Source organism: Pseudomonas sp. PDM28 (genome assembly GCF_019219115.1).
Lineage (GTDB): Bacteria > Pseudomonadota > Gammaproteobacteria > Pseudomonadales > Pseudomonadaceae > Aquipseudomonas > Aquipseudomonas laurylsulfatiphila.
This window is the reverse complement of record NZ_JAHUWG010000001.1, coordinates 529,016-544,989: the sequence shown is the minus strand read 5'-3', so window position 1 is coordinate 544,989 and position 15,974 is coordinate 529,016. Positions and strand designations below refer to the sequence as shown.

The window sequence follows — 15,974 nt, the reverse complement described above, 5'->3', positions numbered from 1 at the left end:
CCGACAGATACTGACCTAGCCTTCACGCACCTCACCGAGCAAGGACGCTCAAGATGCTTCCCGACCTGCGCCTGTTTTTCGCCGCCCTACTGACCTTTGCCTGCCTGAGTGCCAGCGCCACCGAGTGCCCGGACTGGCCACCCGAACGCGCCCTGAACGAAGTCGGCACACTGCAACAGCAGATCGACTTATGGGACGACAGCTATCACCGTCAGGGACATTCACTGGTCGCCGATGAACTCTACGACCAGTCCCGCGCGCGACTCACCCAACTGCGCCACTGCTTCAACCTGAACCCGCCCGCAGACCCCTTGCGCACTGCGCGCGGCGCACTGCCCCACCCCATCGCCCACACCGGCCTGGGCAAACTGCATGATCGGCCCGCCGTCGAAAAATGGCTGCGTGACCGGGTGGACGTCTGGGCTCAGCCTAAAATCGACGGGGTGGCGGTGACCCTGGTTTACCGTAATGGTCTGCTGACCCAGGCCATCAGCCGCGGCGACGGCGAGAGCGGTCAGGACTGGACGGTTCCGGCACGACAGATTCCGGCCATCCCGCAGCAGCTATCCCAGCCTCGGGATCTGCTCGTGCAAGGCGAACTGTATTGGCGCCTGACCGATCATGTGCAGGCCCGCGCCGGCAGCCTCAACGCCCGCGCCACGGTGGCGGGCCTGATGGCGCGCAAGGTCTTGAGCACCGAACAGGCCGCCGGCATTGACCTGTTTGTCTGGGACTGGCCCCAAGGGCCGGCAAGCACACCCGCCCAGGCCGCAGCACTGAAGGCGCTGGGCTTCCCCAGTACCACGGCATACAGCCAGCCAGTCGCCTCCGTCAGCGATGCCGAACGCTGGCGCGAACACTGGTATCGGGCCTCCCTGCCCTTTGCCAGCGACGGCATCGTCCTGCGCCAGAACCAGCGCCCGGCCGCCGAACGCTGGCAGGCCCGGTCACCCTACTGGGCCATCGCCTGGAAATATCCCTTCGCCCAGGCACTGGCCGAAGTCCGCCAGGTTCACTTCAAAATCGGCCGGACCGGGCGAATCACTCCGGTACTGGAACTGACCCCGGTGACGCTCGATGACCGGCAGATCAAACGCGTCAGCGTCAGCTCGCTGCAACGCTGGCGGGCAATGGACATACGTCCGGGTGATCAGGTCGCCATCAGCCTGGCCGGGCTGACTATTCCCAGGCTCGATGGCGTTGTGTTGCGCAGCAGCGAGCGCGTCGAATTGAGCGTGCCGAAGGCAGCGGACTTTCATTCATTGAGTTGCTGGCAACCGAAACCGGGTTGTGAGGGCCAGTTTCTCGCACGCCTGACCTGGCTCAGCGGCAAACAGGGTCTGGCGCTGCCCAATGTCGGTCCGGGCACTTGGGAAAAACTTCTTGCAACAGGTCGCCTGAACGGTCTGCTGGATTGGTTGACCCTTGATGCCCAAGAGCTTGCTACCATTGACGGTTTCGGCGAGCGCAGTGCGACTCGCCTTGCAGACAGCTTCAACCAGGCCCGGCAACGCCCGTTCGCGCACTGGCTGAAAGCCTTGGGATTGCCGCCTGCAGGTCCGGTGCCTCTCGGCGATTCATGGCAGACGCTGGCGCAGCGAGACATCGAGCAATGGCGAGCCGAGGCCGGTATCGGACCGGGACGCGCGGCGCAACTGAGCGCTTTTTTCCGCGATCCGCAGGTCCTGGCCTTGAGTGAAACGTTACGTGAAACGGGGATTGACGGCTTTTAGCTGCCAGCCCCGTGCCCACCGGGAACCCCTGGGGATCGCTGGGCTCCAACAAGCCATTGCCACACCGGCCCGCTGGCCTTCCTACATGGAGCTTTTATGAAATTTCTTTCACCGCTCGTCCTCCTGGCCCTGTGCAGCATGCTGGCCACCCCGTTGATGGCGGACGAGGAAGCGCCGGGGCTGTCCGGTTGCGCCGCCAAGAAGCAAGGTATCGTCAACCAGATCGAATTGGCCAAGGTCCACGGCAACGCCGACCAGCAGGCCGGCCTGGAAAAGGCCCTGAGCGAAGTCGAAGCCAACTGCACCGACGCCTCGCTGAAGAAGGAACGGGAAAACAAGGTGCTCGACGCCAGGCACGAAGTCAGCAAGCGTCAGGCGGACCTCGACAAGGCCATGAGCAAAGGTGACTCCGAGAAGATCAACAAGCGCAAAGACAAACTGGCCGATGCCCGCAAGGAATTGCAGGACGCTTTGGATGAGCTGGATAAGTAAGTACAGATTAAGGAACAAAGATTTCGGTGTTGCCAAAGCAGTCTTCGCGAGCAGGCTCGCTCCCACAGGGTTATGAGACCACCCGTGGGAGCGAGCCTGCTCGCGAAGGCGTCAGACCGAACAACGCCAATCAATGATCCCGAAACGCCTTATGACACGCACTGCAAGCATCTTCGACTTTCTGCACCGCCGGCCCCAGGTTACTGGCCTTGTAGGGTTGAACCTGGCTAGCGATCACCAGTTCACCGGTGGCGGATTCAAGATCGCGGGCCATGCCCTGAAAGCGTGCCTGCTGCTCCCAGACATCGCTCTTGGCGCTGGTGTGATCCTCCTCGCGCGCCTGCGGAAAATGTTTCCACGGCTCACGGGACAACCCATCGAGCTTCACCGCGCCCTCGGCGAATTTCGGGCCATCGAACGGGATACGCCCGCGCAACATGCCGCCCAGGTCTTCGCCGGTCTTGAGCATCTGCTTGAAAATGGCCTTGCGCTGACCGAGCGGCGAGTTGGGGTCAACGCCGCCACAAGCGGACAATGTCAGGCAGGCCAGCAATACAACAGAAAGTCTTTTAAGAGTCATGGTGGCTTCAGGTCACGGGAAACGGCGGCCAGTATCCTCGTGTCATCGGCAAAGACCAATAGCCCTATTATCAATACGGGTTGCTTGAGCGCATGGAGCGATCAGGCAACCGGCAAAGGAATCACTCCATGAACAGCCGTTTAAAGGCATGGCGTCACAGCCTGGCCTGGACCCTGCCGATGATGGCCCTGCTCGCAGGCTGCACCGGTGGCGACAAGCAACAACCGAAAACCCATGCCCTGGCCACTTACTCCAGCGCTACATGGGAAGCGCTGCCGGCGGTGTCCGACACCGACCTGGTCGCCGGTTTCGGCTCCTGGCGCAGCGCCTGCACCCGACTCAAGGCCGACCCGGTCTGGGGTGGCACCTGCGCGGCGGCGGCCAACGTGCCGCAAACCGCCAGCGACATTCGCGGCTTTCTCAAGCAGAACCTCGATGTGTATGGCCTGCGCGCCGCCAACGACAACCCCAACGGCTTGATCACCGGCTACTACGAGCCGGTCTATCCGGGCAGCCTGACCCAGACCGGCTTGGCCAATGTCCCGGTCTATGGCGTCCCCGAAGACATGATCATCGTCGCCCTCGACAGCATTTACCCGGAACTCAAGGGCAAACGCCTGCGCGGTCGACTTGAAGGTCGCGTGCTCAAGCCGTACGACGATGCGGCAACCATCGAGAGCAAAGGGGTCAAGGCACCGGTCGTGGCCTGGCTGACCGATCCGATGAACCTGCAGTTCCTGCAAATCCAGGGTTCGGGTCGCATCCAGCTCGATAACGGCCGCCAGTTGCGCATCGCCTATGCCGACCAGAACGGCCATCCGTATCGACCGATCGGCCGCTGGCTGGTGGAACAGGGCGAGTTGAAAAAAGAAGACGTGACCATGGGCGCCATCAGCACCTGGGCCAAGGCCAATCCGTCGCGGATTCCCGAACTGCTCGGCAGCAACCCCAGCTATGTGTTCTTCACCCGTAATCCGGACAGCAACGAAGGTCCGCGCGGCTCGTTGAACGTACCCTTGACCGCCGGTTTCAGCGCAGCCGTGGATCGCAAGGTGATTCCGCTGGGCAGCCTGCTGTGGCTGTCCACCACCAGACCGGACGGTACAGCCCTGGTTCGCCCCGTAGCAGCGCAGGACACCGGCGGCGCGATTGCCGGCGAAGTCCGGGCGGATCTGTTCTGGGGCACCGGCGATGCAGCCGGGCAACTGGCCGGGGACATGAAACAGCAGGGACAGATCTGGATGCTCTGGCCCAAAGGTGCGGCGTTACCGCAAGTGCCGCAGGTGGCGGATGCGGTTAAAACCAATCCTTGAGTCTCGCATCGCCTGACAGTTAGCTTTCGCGAGCAAGCCCGCTCCCACACAGGATCACTGTCGAACAGAGAATCTGTGTCCACTGAGGATCAAATGTGGGAGCGGGCTTGCTCGCGAAGAGGCCTTGATTAGCGCCTGAGACTCAGATGGACACTACAAAGAAACTCACGATCAACGCCATCCCCACGAACCACATCAACGACCGCAGCGCCGCCAAGTCCGCCAGATAGAAAATGATGAAAAGCAGACGACTGGTGATGAACAACACCGACAACACATTGATGGTCACCAATTCGGCGTTGCCCGCCAGGTGCGCCACGATCACCGCGGCTGCAAACGCCGGCGTCACTTCAAAACTGTTCAGCTGCGCCGCATTTGCCCGCTTGCCCAAACCCTCCAGGGAATCGAGAAACCCTCGTGGATCATGATTGTCTTTCAGTCGGAACCCGCCACTGACCTTCGCGACACCCGTGCATAGATACGGCAGGAAGATCGCAATCAAAATGCACCACAGAGCAACCGTCATTACGCAGTCCCTTCTTCATGTTGTAGAAAATCGAATCCATCAACGGCGATCAAAACTTCATCACCAGTATGCCGATCAGCACCAGCCCACAGGCTAAGAGGCGTGGCCCGCCAAAAGGTTCTTTGAGGTAACGCATGCCAAACAGCACCACCAGAATGACGCTGATCTCGCGCAACGCTGCCGCTTCTGCAATCGAGCCCAATTGCATCGCCCACAGCACCAGAGCGTAGCTGAACAACACGCAAAACCCGACCGCCAGACCCAGGCGCCACTGCTCGCGCCAGAACAGCATGAACGCGGGGCGCTTGCGCACCAATGCCAACAATGGAAACGGCCAGGCACTGAGCAGGGTGACCCAGACCAGGTAATCCAGAGGATGGGACCAGCGCCGCAAGGCCTGACCGTCGATGTAGGTGTAGCAACCAATGCACAGGCCGATCAATGCCACCACCGGCAGCATCGACCACGGCAAACGCGCACCGCCGCCACCCTGCCAGAGCAGGCACAGCATGCCGAACGGGATCAGCAGGATTCCGAAAATCTGCTGATGGGTCAGCACCTCCCCGGCAAAGATCAGCGTCAGCGCCAGCACCACCAACGGTGACAGACCACGCATCAGCGGATAAACCAGCCCGAGGTCGCCGACCCGATAGGCCTGGATCAGTAAGTAGCGGTAGAGCAGTTCGAACGCCGCCGAGGCCAGGATCCACGGCCAGATCTCCAGCGGCGGCAGGCTCAGGAACGGCACCATCAGCGCGACAAAGAGCAGCGCCACGCTGTCCATGCAGGCCACCACCAACAGCCGCTCCGCACTGAACTTGATCAGGGTATTCCACGCCGCGTGCAACAGCGCCGCCACCAACACCAACGCCGTCGCAAGCACGGCCCACTCCTTTTGTTGTCTACACGATCTCTGTAGGAGCGAGCTTGCTCGCGATGGACGTTAACGATAACGCGTGCTGTCTGGATAAACGCGTCGCCTTGACGTCTTTCGCGAGCAAGCTCGCTCCTACAGAATTTCGGTAGATAATTGATTCGCCATATGTCAGCAGCTGTTTATACTGCAAACGACCACGCCGCACTCAGTTGCGCACAGACCAATTCCAATAAAAATCCTGCCCCGCCCGCTCTCGTCGAGAACGGTCGTCGGCCTGCGTATGCCTGATCACAGCGTCAAGACTACCGACAGAGACCTTGCGCATGCCACTCGCTTTGCTTGCCCTCGCCGTTGCCGCCTTCGGCATCGGCACCACCGAATTCGTGATCATGGGCCTGTTGCCCGACGTCGCCCGCGATCTCGGCGTCAGCATTCCCGATGCCGGATTGCTGATCACCGGTTACGCCCTGGGCGTGGTGTTCGGTGCACCGATCCTCGCCGTCGGCACCGCCAACATGCCGCGCAAAGCCACCCTGCTGGGCATGACGCTGATGTTCATCCTCGGCAACATGCTCTGCGCACTGGCACCGAACTACGCCACGCTGATGGCCGCGCGGGTGATCACGGCACTCTGCCACGGCGCATTTTTCGGCATCGGTTCGGTGGTGGCTGCCGGACTGGTCGCCCCCAACAAACGGGCCCAGGCGATTGCCATGATGTTCACCGGCCTGACCCTGGCCAACGTGCTCGGCGTGCCATTGGGTACCGCGCTCGGGCAATACGCGGGTTGGCGCTCGACGTTCTGGGCGGTATCGGTGATCGGTGTGCTGGCCGCGATTGCGCAATGGGTCTGGCTGCCGAAAAACATCGCGATGGATAAAGCCAACCTGGCCAGCGAGTTCAAGGTGCTGGGCAAGGCCAACGTGCTACTGGCCCTGGGCATGAGCGTGCTGGCCTCGACCAGCCTGTTCAGTGTGTTCACTTACATCGCGCCGATCCTGCAGGAAATCACTGGCGTCAGTCCCCACGGCGTCACCATCATGTTGCTGTTGTTCGGTGTTGGCTTGACCGCCGGCAGCATGCTCGGCGGTCGTCTGGCGGACAGCCGCTTGCTGCCATCGCTGGTGGGCATGGCATTGGCGGTACTGGTGGTGCTGGCGGCATTCACACAAACCAGCCAATCGGTGATTCCGGCGGCAATCACACTGGTGTTGTGGGGGACGTTCGCCTTCGCGCTATGCCCGATCCTGCAACTGCTGATCATCGATCAGGCCCATGAAGCACCGAACCTCGGCTCAACGTTGAACCAGAGTGCCTTCAACCTCGGCAACGCCGCCGGCGCATGGATTGGTGGCCTTGTAGTAGCCAGCGGCGCAGACCTGGCAGACCTGCCGTGGACCGGCGCACTGGTCAGTGGCTTGACCGTGCTGACCGCACTGTTCTTCATCTATCGCCAGCGTCGCAGTGCGGCTGCACTGATTGCGGCGGGCTGAGCATCACCTTGATGGTTTTTTGATCTTCTGCGGAACAGGTGCCTGACTCTGATCCGCTGACTCTTTCGGCGGCCCGCTTTCGCTGCGAATCTGCGCATGACTGATCAGCGCGAAAATAAAGCTGCCACCTATGATGTTCCCCGCCAGCGTCGGCCCGGCGAACACCAGCCAGAAGTCCTTCCACGGCAACTCGCCGGCAAACACCAGATACGAAACCTCCAGCGAGCCGACGACGATGTGGGTGAAGTCTCCCAGCGCCATGAGATAGGTGATGAGGATGATGATCCACATCTTGGCGCTCTCCATGGACGGAATCATCCAGACCATGGTCGCGATCATCCAGCCGGAAACGATGCCCTTGGCGAACATCTGGCTGGCGTGGTTTTCCATGACCTTGCGGCCGATATCGAGAAAGGCGACGTCGGTCTTGCTGTCGAAAATCGGCAGCTCCAGCATCACGTACGCCACCAGCAAAGTGCCGCAGAGGTTACCGACCAGCACCACCGTCCACAGCCGCAGCAGACGGCCGAAGTTGGCCAGGGTCGGCTTGGTCATCACCGGCAGCACAGCGGTCAGGGTGTTTTCGGTGAACAGTTGCTGACGAGCGAGGATCACCGCGAGGAAACCGGCGCAATAACCGAAACTGGCGATCACCTTGAATCCCTCGCCGTCCGGCAGGCGCGAATTGAGCAGCCCCATGCCCATCAGTGACAGACCCATGGTCAACCCCGCCGCCAGCGCCGACCACCACAAAGCGGCAATGCTGCGCTCCAGCTCCTGATCGCCCTGGGTGCGGATGATCTCGTGCAACACGGCGGCACGGGGCGGCTGGCTCTTTTCGACTTCGTGCTCTTCTTGCGCCGAAAGGTTCGGGGTCTTGCCGTCTTGTGCCGAGTTCATGATGTGCGCAACCAGTGGCGGGCTATTTAGCTACGACACGCGGGCGTTCTATTCCGTTCTGTAGGAGCTGCCGCAGGCTGCGATCTTTTGATCTTTTAAAATCAGGATCAAAAGATCGCAGCCTGCGGCAGCTCCTACTGGCTCGCATTACGAGCCGGCGTCATCGTCCTGGAACTGGTCTTTGACGTACTTGATCTCGGTCCGGCCGTGGGGCGCCGGCAAGCCGTCTTCACCGAGGTTCACGAAGACCATTTTCTCGACCGTGAGGATGCTCTTGCGGGTGATCTTGTTGCGCACTTCGCAGGTCAGGGTGATCGAGGTACGGCCGAACTCGGTGGCGGTGATGCCCAGTTCAATGATGTCGCCCTGGCGCGAGGCGCTGACGAAGTTGATTTCGGAAATGTACTTGGTCACCACACGCTGGTTGCCCAACTGGACGATGGCGTAGATCGCCGCCTCTTCGTCGATCCAGCGCAACAGGCTGCCGCCGAACAACGTGCCGTTAGGGTTGAGGTCTTCGGGTTTTACCCATTTGCGGGTGTGGAAATTCATGTTCACTCCTGAACGTCTTGCCGAATGATGCTGACCATCATGGCAGAGCCCGACCCAGAGCTCTATTGAGCATCGACTATGGTCTCGATTACCGTTCGGACATTGACCGACAGAAACACTTTGGAAGATCAGCATAGCCCGCTATAATCGCCACCGTTTCAAAACGGTCATCATCACTTGATACCGTTTTCCCGCCACCTGTCCGAGGGGCGCTGCAGCAGGTTCGACCTGTCAGGCTCGGATGGGGCGTTGCCTGGCCTTAAGCCAGACACTAAACGCACAACGGCGCCCATTCGCATACATTACGAATGGAGGCTCTTCATGAGCGCTGTTATCACGCCTGCAGATTTTACCGATTACAAAGTCGCCGACATGTCCCTGGCTGCCTGGGGCCGTCGCGAAACCATCATCGCCGAATCCGAAATGCCAGCCCTGATGGGTCTGCGTCGCAAGTACTCCGAAGAGCAACCGCTCAAGGGCGCGAAGATCCTCGGCTGCATCCACATGACCATTCAGACTGCCGTGCTGATCGAGACCCTGGTTGCCCTGGGTGCCGAAGTGCGCTGGTCGTCCTGCAACATTTTCTCGACTCAGGATCAGGCCGCCGCTTCCATCGCCGCTGCCGGCATCCCGGTTTTCGCCTGGAAAGGTGAAACCGAACAAGAGTACGAGTGGTGCCTGGAGCAAACCATCCTCAAGGATGGCCAGCCATGGGACGCCAACATGATCCTCGACGACGGCGGCGACCTGACCGAACTGCTGCACAAGAAGTACCCACAGGTTCTGGATCGCGTCCACGGCGTGACCGAAGAAACCACCACCGGCGTTCACCGCCTGCTGGACATGCTGGCCAAGGGCGAGCTGAAAATCCCGGCCATCAACGTCAACGACTCGGTGACCAAGAGCAAGAACGACAACAAGTACGGCTGCCGTCACAGCCTGAACGATGCCATCAAGCGCGGTACCGACCACCTGCTGTCCGGCAAGCAAGCGCTGGTGATCGGCTACGGTGACGTGGGCAAGGGTTCCGCTCAGTCCCTGCGTCAGGAAGGCATGATCGTCAAGGTTTCCGAAGTCGACCCGATCTGCGCCATGCAAGCCTGCATGGACGGTTTCGAACTGGTTTCGCCGTTCATCGACGGTATCAACACCGGTACCGAAGCCAGCATCGACAAAGCGCTGCTGGGCAAGATCGACCTGATCGTGACCACCACCGGCAACGTCAATGTTTGCGACGCGAACATGCTCAAAGCCCTGAAGAAGCGCGCAGTTGTCTGCAACATCGGCCACTTCGACAACGAAATCGACACCGCTTTCATGCGCAAGAACTGGGCATGGGAAGAAGTGAAGCCACAGGTTCACAAAATCCACCGTACCGGCGCTGGCGATTTCGACCCGCAGAACGATGACTACCTGATCCTGCTGGCCGAAGGCCGCCTGGTTAACCTGGGCAACGCCACCGGCCACCCGAGCCGCATCATGGACGGTTCGTTCGCCAACCAGGTTCTGGCGCAGATCTTCCTGTTCGGCCAGAAGTACGCCGACCTGTCGCCAGCCCAGAAAGCCGAGCGCCTGACCGTTGAAGTACTGCCGAAGAAACTCGACGAAGAAGTGGCCCTGGAAATGGTCCGTGGCTTCGGCGGCGTGGTGACTCAACTGACCAAGACCCAGGCCGATTACATCGGCGTGACCGTCGAAGGTCCGTTCAAGCCGCACGCTTACCGCTACTGATCGGATCTGCTGCCTGCTCTCCCTGTGGGAGCGGGCTTGCTCGCGAAGGCGGTTTATCATTCAACATTAATGTCGACTGACCCACCGCCTTCGCGGGCAAGCCCGCTCCCACATGGGATATGCAAGCCTCACAGGCTTACGCGTTTTCAAGGGTATTCCCATGTCCCAAGATCGTCGCTACAGCTTCGAGTTCTTCCCTACGAAGACCGATGCTGGGCATGAAAAGCTGCTCGCCACTGCTCGTCAGCTGGCCATCTACAACCCCGATTTCTTCTCCTGCACCTATGGCGCCGGCGGTTCGACCCGTGATCGCACGCTGAACACCGTGTTGCAGCTGGAAAGCGAAGTCAAAATCCCTGCCGCTCCGCACCTGTCCTGCGTGGGCGACAGCAAAGACGACCTGCGTGGTCTGCTGGCCCAGTACAAGGCCGCCGGCATCAAGCGCATCGTCGCCCTGCGCGGTGACCTGCCTTCGGGCATGGGCATGGCCAGTGGCGAAATGCGCCACGCCAATGACCTGGTTGAATTCATTCGTGAAGAAACCGGCGACCATTTCCACATCGAAGTCGCCGCCTACCCGGAAATGCATCCGCAAGCGCGCAACTTCGAAGACGATGTCGCCAACTTCGTGCGCAAGGCCAACGCCGGCGCCGATAGCGCGATCACCCAGTACTTCTTCAACGCCGACTGCTACTTCTACTTCGTGGAACGTGTGCGGGCGTTGGGCGTGGACATCCCGATCGTGCCGGGCATCATGCCGATCACCAACTACAGCAAGCTGGCGCGCTTCTCCGATGCCTGCGGTGCGGAGATTCCGCGCTGGATCCGCAAGCAACTGGAAGCTTACGGCGACGACACCCAGAGCATTCAGCGCTTTGGCGAACAGGTCATCACCGAGATGTGCGAACAACTGCTGCAGGGTGGCGCTCCAGGGCTGCACTTCTACACGCTGAACCAGGCTGAAGCGAGCCTGGCGGTGTGGAACAACCTGAAGTTGCCGCGTTAAGCAAAGCAAGATCAAAAGATCGCAGCCTGCGGCAGCTCCTACAGGAGCTTTCGTGGGCTGCGATTTTTTTGCTTCAACGCACTATAAATGTGCAGCAATCCACGGAGTTAGAGCATCTGCGGTGAGTTTCTGGCTCTTTCCGGTTTCTCGTCGTAATCTCAAGCCCATGCCTTTGATCACGCAGTTAATCGCCGTACTTGCCTTCACTTGCCTGAGCTTCGCCGCCCGGGGCGAGAAGTTGCGCATTGTCACGGAGCCGTGGGCGCCTTATGTGTACGAGGACAACGGCAAGTCACTGGGCCTGGACTACGAAACCACCGCCATTGTCTTCAACCGCCTGGGCATCGAAGTGGAGTGGCAGTTCCTGCCATGGAAACGCTGCCTGTCGATGCTTGAATCAGGCCAGGCCGACGGCGCGCTGGACATCTTTCACAGCGATGAGCGTGATGCGACCCTTCTCTACCCCAGCGAACCACTGTCTGAAGTGCAGTTCGTGTTGTTCTACGCCAATGACCGGCCCCATCCGTTTCGCACCCTTGATGACTTGCGCGGCCTGACCATCGGCACCTCGCCGGGTTACCTGTACAGCAAGGACTTCAGCGACTCCACGCTGTTCACTCGCGAGCCGGCGCCCACCCACGAAGCCAACTTCGGCAAACTGCTGCGCGGGCGGATTGACCTGTTGATTACCGACCGCCGGGTCGGCCAGCATTTGCTCGATGAACTGGGCATCCGCGACAAGATCACCGAAAACCCGACGATCATCAGCCAGCAAAGCCAGTTTCTCGCGGTGCGGCGCAATGCGGGCATGGACTTGCTGGTGCAACGTTTCGGTGCCGAACTCAAACGCTTCAAGCGCGAGCCCGCCTACGCCGAACTGAGTGCCCGCTATGGCGCGGAACCGGCCGTCAACATGAAAACTGAAAAGACCACGGCCGCCACGGAAAAAACCGTTGAGCAGCAGGAAAGCGGCGCGCAGTGATTGCTCTGTTATACTCCGGCCTTCCCGCCAGGCTCACGCCCGGACGCCCGGAATCGTTAAAGGCATCTCAACCCCGCTACTGCGCAGCTTTCAGCCCGCGCGAGCGCTTGCAGACGAGCCTTCGAGACCCAGCAGGACCGGACGGGATTGCGTCCTCTTAAACGCCATTCGCGCCAGGCAAGACTCCCATTGGGCCAAGCCCTAACTAAAACAGGATTACTCATGTCCTTTGCTTCCCTCGGTCTCTCCGAGGCTTTAGTCCGCGCCATCGAGGCAGCGGGCTATACCGAGCCTACTCCGGTGCAACAGCGGGCCATTCCCGCCGTGTTGCAAGGTCGCGACCTGATGGTCGCGGCACAGACAGGTACTGGTAAAACCGGCGGTTTCGCCCTTCCGATCCTGGAGCGGTTGTTCCCCAACGGTCACCCGGACAAATCCCAGCGTCACGGCCCGCGCCAGCCGCGCGTACTGGTCCTGACCCCGACTCGCGAACTCGCCGCGCAAGTGCATGAAAGCTTCAAGGTCTATGCCCGTGACCTGAAGTTCGTCAGCGCCTGCATCTTCGGCGGTGTCGGCATGAACCCGCAGGTTCAGGCCATGTCCCGTGGCGTAGACGTGCTGGTGGCCTGCCCTGGCCGTCTGCTTGACCTAGCCGGCCAAGGCAGCGTCGATCTGTCCCACGTGGAAATCCTCGTGCTGGACGAGGCCGACCGCATGCTCGACATGGGTTTCGTCCATGACGTGAAAAAAGTCCTGGCCCGCCTGCCGGCCAAACGCCAAAACCTGCTGTTCTCGGCGACCTTCTCCAAGGACATCACCGACCTCGCCGGCAAGCTGCTGCACAACCCGGAACGCATCGAAGTCACGCCGCCGAACACCACGGTCGAGCGTATTGAACAGCGCGTATTCCGTCTGCCGGCCAGCCACAAGCGTGCCTTGCTGGCGCACCTGATCACCGCTGGCGCCTGGGAACAGGTACTGGTGTTCACCCGCACCAAGCACGGCGCCAACCGCCTGGCCGAGTACCTGGACAAACACGGCCTGAGCGCCGTCGCGATCCACGGCAACAAGAGCCAGAACGCCCGCACCAAAGCCCTGGCCGACTTCAAGGCCGGCACCGTGCGTATCCTGGTGGCCACCGACATCGCCGCCCGCGGCCTGGACATCGACCAGTTGCCACACGTGGTCAACTTCGAGCTGCCGAATGTCGATGAAGACTACGTGCACCGTATCGGCCGTACCGGTCGTGCCGGTCGTTCGGGCGAGGCGATTTCGCTGGTCGCCCCGGACGAAGAAAAACTGCTGAAAAGCATCGAGCGCATGACCAAGCAGAAAATCGCCGACGGCGACCTGATGGGCTTCGATGCAAGCACCATCGAGGCGGAAAAGCCTGAAGTGCGCGAGCGCCCGGACATGCGTAACCCGCGCAATCCGCGTGGCCCGCGCGGCGACGGCCCGAACGGCAGCGGTGGTGGCGGCGGCCGCAAGGACAAAGGCAAGGACAAGGGCAAGGAAAAACCGGCCGGCGAACGCGGCGAGCGCCCTGCCCGTCAGCAAAAGCCACGTGAAGGCACTCCGGCACGCGAACAGCGTCCGTCGCAGCCTCCTCGTGCCGCCGCTGACCGTGCCCCGGACGAGTTCCTGGACGACGATATCGATAACTTCGGTAACCGCGTCGACTACGTACCGCAGCAGAAACCCGCGCAAGGCCGTGGTCGCCGTCCGGGTGCTCCGGCACAGGGCACCGCCGCAGGCACTCCACGTTCCGGCAAGCCACAAGGTCGCCAGAACGGTCCGCGCAACAGCGATGGCGCCAGTACCGGCACCCCGCCGGCCAAGCGTAACGGTCCTCGCAGTGGCGCACCACGCGATGGCCAGGCCCGCCGCGAAGACTCACGCAATCGCCGCCCGGCCCGTGACGACCAGCCTCGTTCGGAACCGGCTGTGCAGAACCCGCGTGGCCCGGCACCGAAGATCATGCACAAGGAATCGAAAGCCGACCGCTTCCCGACACCTGAGCAGCTGGATCAACTGCCAAGCCGTCCTCGTGGTGAGAAACCAGCGCTGCTGACCCGCAATCGCTGAGTTATCGCTGTAATAAAAAATGCCCCGGTTTGTGAGAACCGGGGCATTTTTTTATGGCTGATGTAATACCCTGTAGGAGCGAGCTTGCTCGCGATGGTCGTCAACGATAACGCTGGAAGCCTGATGCTCCGCGGCGCTCTCGTGTCTATCGCGAGCAGGCTCGCTCCTACAGACTCAGCATTACTTCGCTTTGACACCTTCGAACGTCACGTACATCTCAACCGCATCGGACGATGGGCCCAGGTCTTTCTGCTTGCCGAAATCGGAACGCTTGAGGCTGAAAGTACCCTCAAAGCCTGCACGGTAGCCGCCCCATGGATCCTTGCCTTCACCCAGGAAAGTGGCCTTGACCACGATTGGCTTGGTTACACCGAGGATCGTCAGGTCGCCAGCCACGTCAGCAGTGTCCTTGCCAGCGGCATTTTTGCCGGTAGGTTTGACGCTGGTGGAAACAAACGTGGCTTTGCTGGCGTTCAGGAAGTCTTTGCTGGCGATGTGCTTATCACGCTCGGCGTTGTTGGTGAACACGCTGGCGGTGTTCACGTTGAACTCGATCTTGCTGTCTTCAGGCTTGGCAGCGTCGAAGCTGAACTTGCCGTCGATGTCCTTGAAAGTACCGGTGATGAAGCTGTAACCCAGGTGGCTGATCTTGAAGTCAACGAAGGCGTGCTGGCCTTCTTTGTCGACCACGTAGTCAGCGGCCATTACGTTACCGGCGGACAACAGGGCCGAACCGATTGCCAGAGCGGCCAGAGTCTTTTTCAACATGCTTTGTTTTCCTTGGGAGTCGAGGTTGAACTTCAGGCTTTGCGACCCAGCATTCGCTTGAGGGTCACATCACGGTCGATAAAGTGGTGCTTCAATGCTGCCAACGCATGGAGGCCGGAAAAAATTACCAGCACCCACGCCAGATAGAGGTGAATCACCCCAGCGGTATCTGCCTGGTCCGGCAATCCGGATACCAGAGCAGGCACTTCAAACAAGCCAAACACCGGGATACCGACGCCTTCTGCGGTGGAAATCAGGTAACCGGCAATCATCACAGCGAACAGGCAGAGATACAGAAAGCCATGGCCGAACCTGGCGCCCAGGCGCGTCATGCGGCTGTAGCTGGCCAGGGTTGGCGGCGGCGGGCTGATGAAGCGCCACAGCACCCGCAGCAGCATCACACCCAACACCACCAGGCCGATGCTCTTGTGCAGGTCCGGCGCGTCTTTGCGCCAGGTGCTGTAGTAGTCGAGCCCGACCATCCACAACCCAAGCGCGAACAAACCGAACACGGCCAGCGCCACGCCCCAGTGCATGAAGATGCTGACCCAGCCGTAGCGGGAGGTAGAGTTACGTAGCTGCATTGCCTGGATCCCTGTAAGTGCTGGCTCAAGAGTATCGAGTTATCTATCGAATTAAAGCGGAAAAATTTGCTTTGAAATATCGAAAAATACGATCAACAGTCTGAAGCCTGCGAGTTAAGGAAAGATTAAAGTCGAAATTGTGAGTAAAAGTGAATACAAACCAGAGAACACCTGTATCAAAAAATTTATTCGATTCTGGTCCCGGCTTTCTCCAGGCAAAAAGAAGCGGCCCTTGAGCCGCGTTTTTTGCCTGAACGTCACTGAGCCTTGATCTCAGCGGTCACGCCCTCCCTAATTGTGGAACACTGGAGGGGGCTGTAAACAATCAGGACTGTAGGGATTCATATCGCAT

The 15,974-nt window shown here is 60.3% G+C and carries 15 protein-coding genes and 1 riboswitch; of the genes, 8 read left to right on the top strand and 7 right to left on the bottom strand.

Going from position 1 to position 15,974, the window contains the following annotated elements; translation table 11 throughout:
- The first annotated feature begins 53 nt into the window (after positions 1–53).
- Entirely contained in the window at positions 54–1,733 is a 1,680-nt protein-coding gene (gene ligB, locus KW841_RS02550; protein WP_218473337.1) for an NAD-dependent DNA ligase LigB, read from the top strand.
- A 96-nt stretch (positions 1,734–1,829) separates the two neighbouring features.
- Positions 1,830–2,225 carry a DUF1090 domain-containing protein gene (locus KW841_RS02545; RefSeq protein WP_218473336.1) on the top strand — a complete coding sequence of 132 codons (396 nt, stop codon included), beginning with the start codon at positions 1,830–1,832 and terminating at the stop codon, positions 2,223–2,225.
- 130 nt (positions 2,226–2,355) lie between these two features.
- Here KW841_RS02545 and KW841_RS02540 read toward each other — a convergent pair whose 3' ends face one another.
- Entirely contained in the window at positions 2,356–2,805 is a 450-nt protein-coding gene (locus tag KW841_RS02540) for a cytochrome c (RefSeq protein WP_218473334.1), read from the bottom strand.
- 128 nt (positions 2,806–2,933) lie between these two features.
- On the opposite strand from KW841_RS02540, the gene KW841_RS02535 reads away from it, so the two are divergent.
- Positions 2,934–4,118 carry a murein transglycosylase A gene (locus KW841_RS02535; RefSeq protein ID WP_218473332.1) on the top strand — a complete coding sequence of 395 codons (1,185 nt, stop codon included), beginning with the start codon at positions 2,934–2,936 and terminating at the stop codon, positions 4,116–4,118.
- Between the two features lie 142 nt (positions 4,119–4,260).
- Here KW841_RS02535 and KW841_RS02530 read toward each other — a convergent pair whose 3' ends face one another.
- Both KW841_RS02530 and KW841_RS02525 read right to left on the bottom strand, forming a co-directional pair.
- The gene (locus tag KW841_RS02530) at positions 4,261–4,644 is read right to left on the bottom strand and encodes an MAPEG family protein (protein WP_218473330.1); all 384 of its coding nucleotides are present in this window, start codon (positions 4,642–4,644) and stop codon (positions 4,261–4,263) included.
- Between the two features lie 49 nt (positions 4,645–4,693).
- Entirely contained in the window at positions 4,694–5,527 is an 834-nt protein-coding gene (locus KW841_RS02525) for an EamA family transporter (RefSeq protein ID WP_218473328.1), read from the bottom strand.
- Between the two features lie 317 nt (positions 5,528–5,844).
- Here KW841_RS02525 and KW841_RS02520 point away from each other — a divergent pair, with 317 nt between their 5' ends.
- On the top strand, positions 5,845–7,014 hold the full coding sequence (locus KW841_RS02520) for an MFS transporter (protein WP_218473326.1): 1,170 nt from the start codon (positions 5,845–5,847) through the stop codon (positions 7,012–7,014).
- A 3-nt stretch (positions 7,015–7,017) separates the two neighbouring features.
- Here KW841_RS02520 and KW841_RS02515 read toward each other — a convergent pair whose 3' ends face one another.
- Positions 7,018–7,914: a formate/nitrite transporter family protein gene (locus KW841_RS02515; protein WP_218473324.1), complete on the bottom strand. Its 897-nt coding sequence runs from the start codon at positions 7,912–7,914 to the stop codon at positions 7,018–7,020.
- A 147-nt stretch (positions 7,915–8,061) separates the two neighbouring features.
- Positions 8,062–8,466 (bottom strand): acyl-CoA thioesterase, encoded by a 405-nt coding sequence (locus tag KW841_RS02510; protein WP_102699934.1) that lies wholly within the window; start codon positions 8,464–8,466, stop codon positions 8,062–8,064.
- Between the two features lie 198 nt (positions 8,467–8,664).
- A riboswitch (S-adenosyl-L-homocysteine riboswitch) is annotated at positions 8,665–8,764 on the top strand.
- Between the two features lie 23 nt (positions 8,765–8,787).
- Between KW841_RS02510 and ahcY the strand changes: the two genes are divergently transcribed.
- The 4 genes from ahcY to KW841_RS02490 all read left to right on the top strand — a co-directional run bounded on the left by ahcY (position 8,788) and on the right by KW841_RS02490 (position 14,270).
- Entirely contained in the window at positions 8,788–10,197 is a 1,410-nt protein-coding gene (ahcY, locus tag KW841_RS02505; protein ID WP_218473323.1) for an adenosylhomocysteinase, read from the top strand.
- Between the two features lie 160 nt (positions 10,198–10,357).
- Positions 10,358–11,203, top strand: a complete 846-nt coding sequence (metF, locus tag KW841_RS02500; protein WP_104450110.1) for a methylenetetrahydrofolate reductase [NAD(P)H] — start codon at positions 10,358–10,360, stop codon at positions 11,201–11,203.
- A 166-nt stretch (positions 11,204–11,369) separates the two neighbouring features.
- Positions 11,370–12,185, top strand: a complete 816-nt coding sequence (locus tag KW841_RS02495) for an ABC transporter substrate-binding protein (protein ID WP_007975447.1) — start codon at positions 11,370–11,372, stop codon at positions 12,183–12,185.
- 222 nt (positions 12,186–12,407) lie between these two features.
- Entirely contained in the window at positions 12,408–14,270 is a 1,863-nt protein-coding gene (locus tag KW841_RS02490; RefSeq protein WP_007975446.1) for a DEAD/DEAH box helicase, read from the top strand.
- Between the two features lie 180 nt (positions 14,271–14,450).
- On the opposite strand, the gene KW841_RS02485 is transcribed toward KW841_RS02490, so the two are convergent.
- Both KW841_RS02485 and KW841_RS02480 read right to left on the bottom strand, forming a co-directional pair.
- The gene (locus KW841_RS02485; RefSeq protein WP_015097179.1) at positions 14,451–15,038 is read right to left on the bottom strand and encodes a YceI family protein; all 588 of its coding nucleotides are present in this window, start codon (positions 15,036–15,038) and stop codon (positions 14,451–14,453) included.
- A 32-nt stretch (positions 15,039–15,070) separates the two neighbouring features.
- Positions 15,071–15,622, bottom strand: coding sequence for a cytochrome b (locus KW841_RS02480; protein ID WP_218473322.1), 552 nt, complete (start codon positions 15,620–15,622; stop codon positions 15,071–15,073).
- Positions 15,623–15,974 lie beyond the last annotated feature (352 nt).

Excerpts from the sequence above, each read along its gene's own strand:
- KW841_RS02485 (WP_015097179.1), bottom strand. The coding sequence starts at position 15,038 with ATGTTGAAAAAGACTCTGGCCGCTCTGGCAATCGGTTCGGCCCTGTTG.
- KW841_RS02545 (WP_218473336.1), top strand. The coding sequence starts at position 1,830 with ATGAAATTTCTTTCACCGCTCGTCCTCCTGGCCCTGTGCAGCATGCTG.
- ahcY (WP_218473323.1), top strand. The coding sequence starts at position 8,788 with ATGAGCGCTGTTATCACGCCTGCAGATTTTACCGATTACAAAGTCGCC.
- KW841_RS02490 (WP_007975446.1), top strand. The coding sequence starts at position 12,408 with ATGTCCTTTGCTTCCCTCGGTCTCTCCGAGGCTTTAGTCCGCGCCATC.
- KW841_RS02495 (WP_007975447.1), top strand. The coding sequence starts at position 11,370 with ATGCCTTTGATCACGCAGTTAATCGCCGTACTTGCCTTCACTTGCCTG.
- KW841_RS02515 (WP_218473324.1), bottom strand. The coding sequence starts at position 7,914 with ATGAACTCGGCACAAGACGGCAAGACCCCGAACCTTTCGGCGCAAGAA.
- KW841_RS02530 (WP_218473330.1), bottom strand. The coding sequence starts at position 4,644 with ATGACGGTTGCTCTGTGGTGCATTTTGATTGCGATCTTCCTGCCGTAT.
- KW841_RS02535 (WP_218473332.1), top strand. The coding sequence starts at position 2,934 with ATGAACAGCCGTTTAAAGGCATGGCGTCACAGCCTGGCCTGGACCCTG.
- ligB (WP_218473337.1), top strand. The coding sequence starts at position 54 with ATGCTTCCCGACCTGCGCCTGTTTTTCGCCGCCCTACTGACCTTTGCC.
- KW841_RS02510 (WP_102699934.1), bottom strand. The coding sequence starts at position 8,466 with ATGAATTTCCACACCCGCAAATGGGTAAAACCCGAAGACCTCAACCCT.
- KW841_RS02540 (WP_218473334.1), bottom strand. The coding sequence starts at position 2,805 with ATGACTCTTAAAAGACTTTCTGTTGTATTGCTGGCCTGCCTGACATTG.
- metF (WP_104450110.1), top strand. The coding sequence starts at position 10,358 with ATGTCCCAAGATCGTCGCTACAGCTTCGAGTTCTTCCCTACGAAGACC.
- KW841_RS02520 (WP_218473326.1), top strand. The coding sequence starts at position 5,845 with ATGCCACTCGCTTTGCTTGCCCTCGCCGTTGCCGCCTTCGGCATCGGC.
- KW841_RS02480 (WP_218473322.1), bottom strand. The coding sequence starts at position 15,622 with ATGCAGCTACGTAACTCTACCTCCCGCTACGGCTGGGTCAGCATCTTC.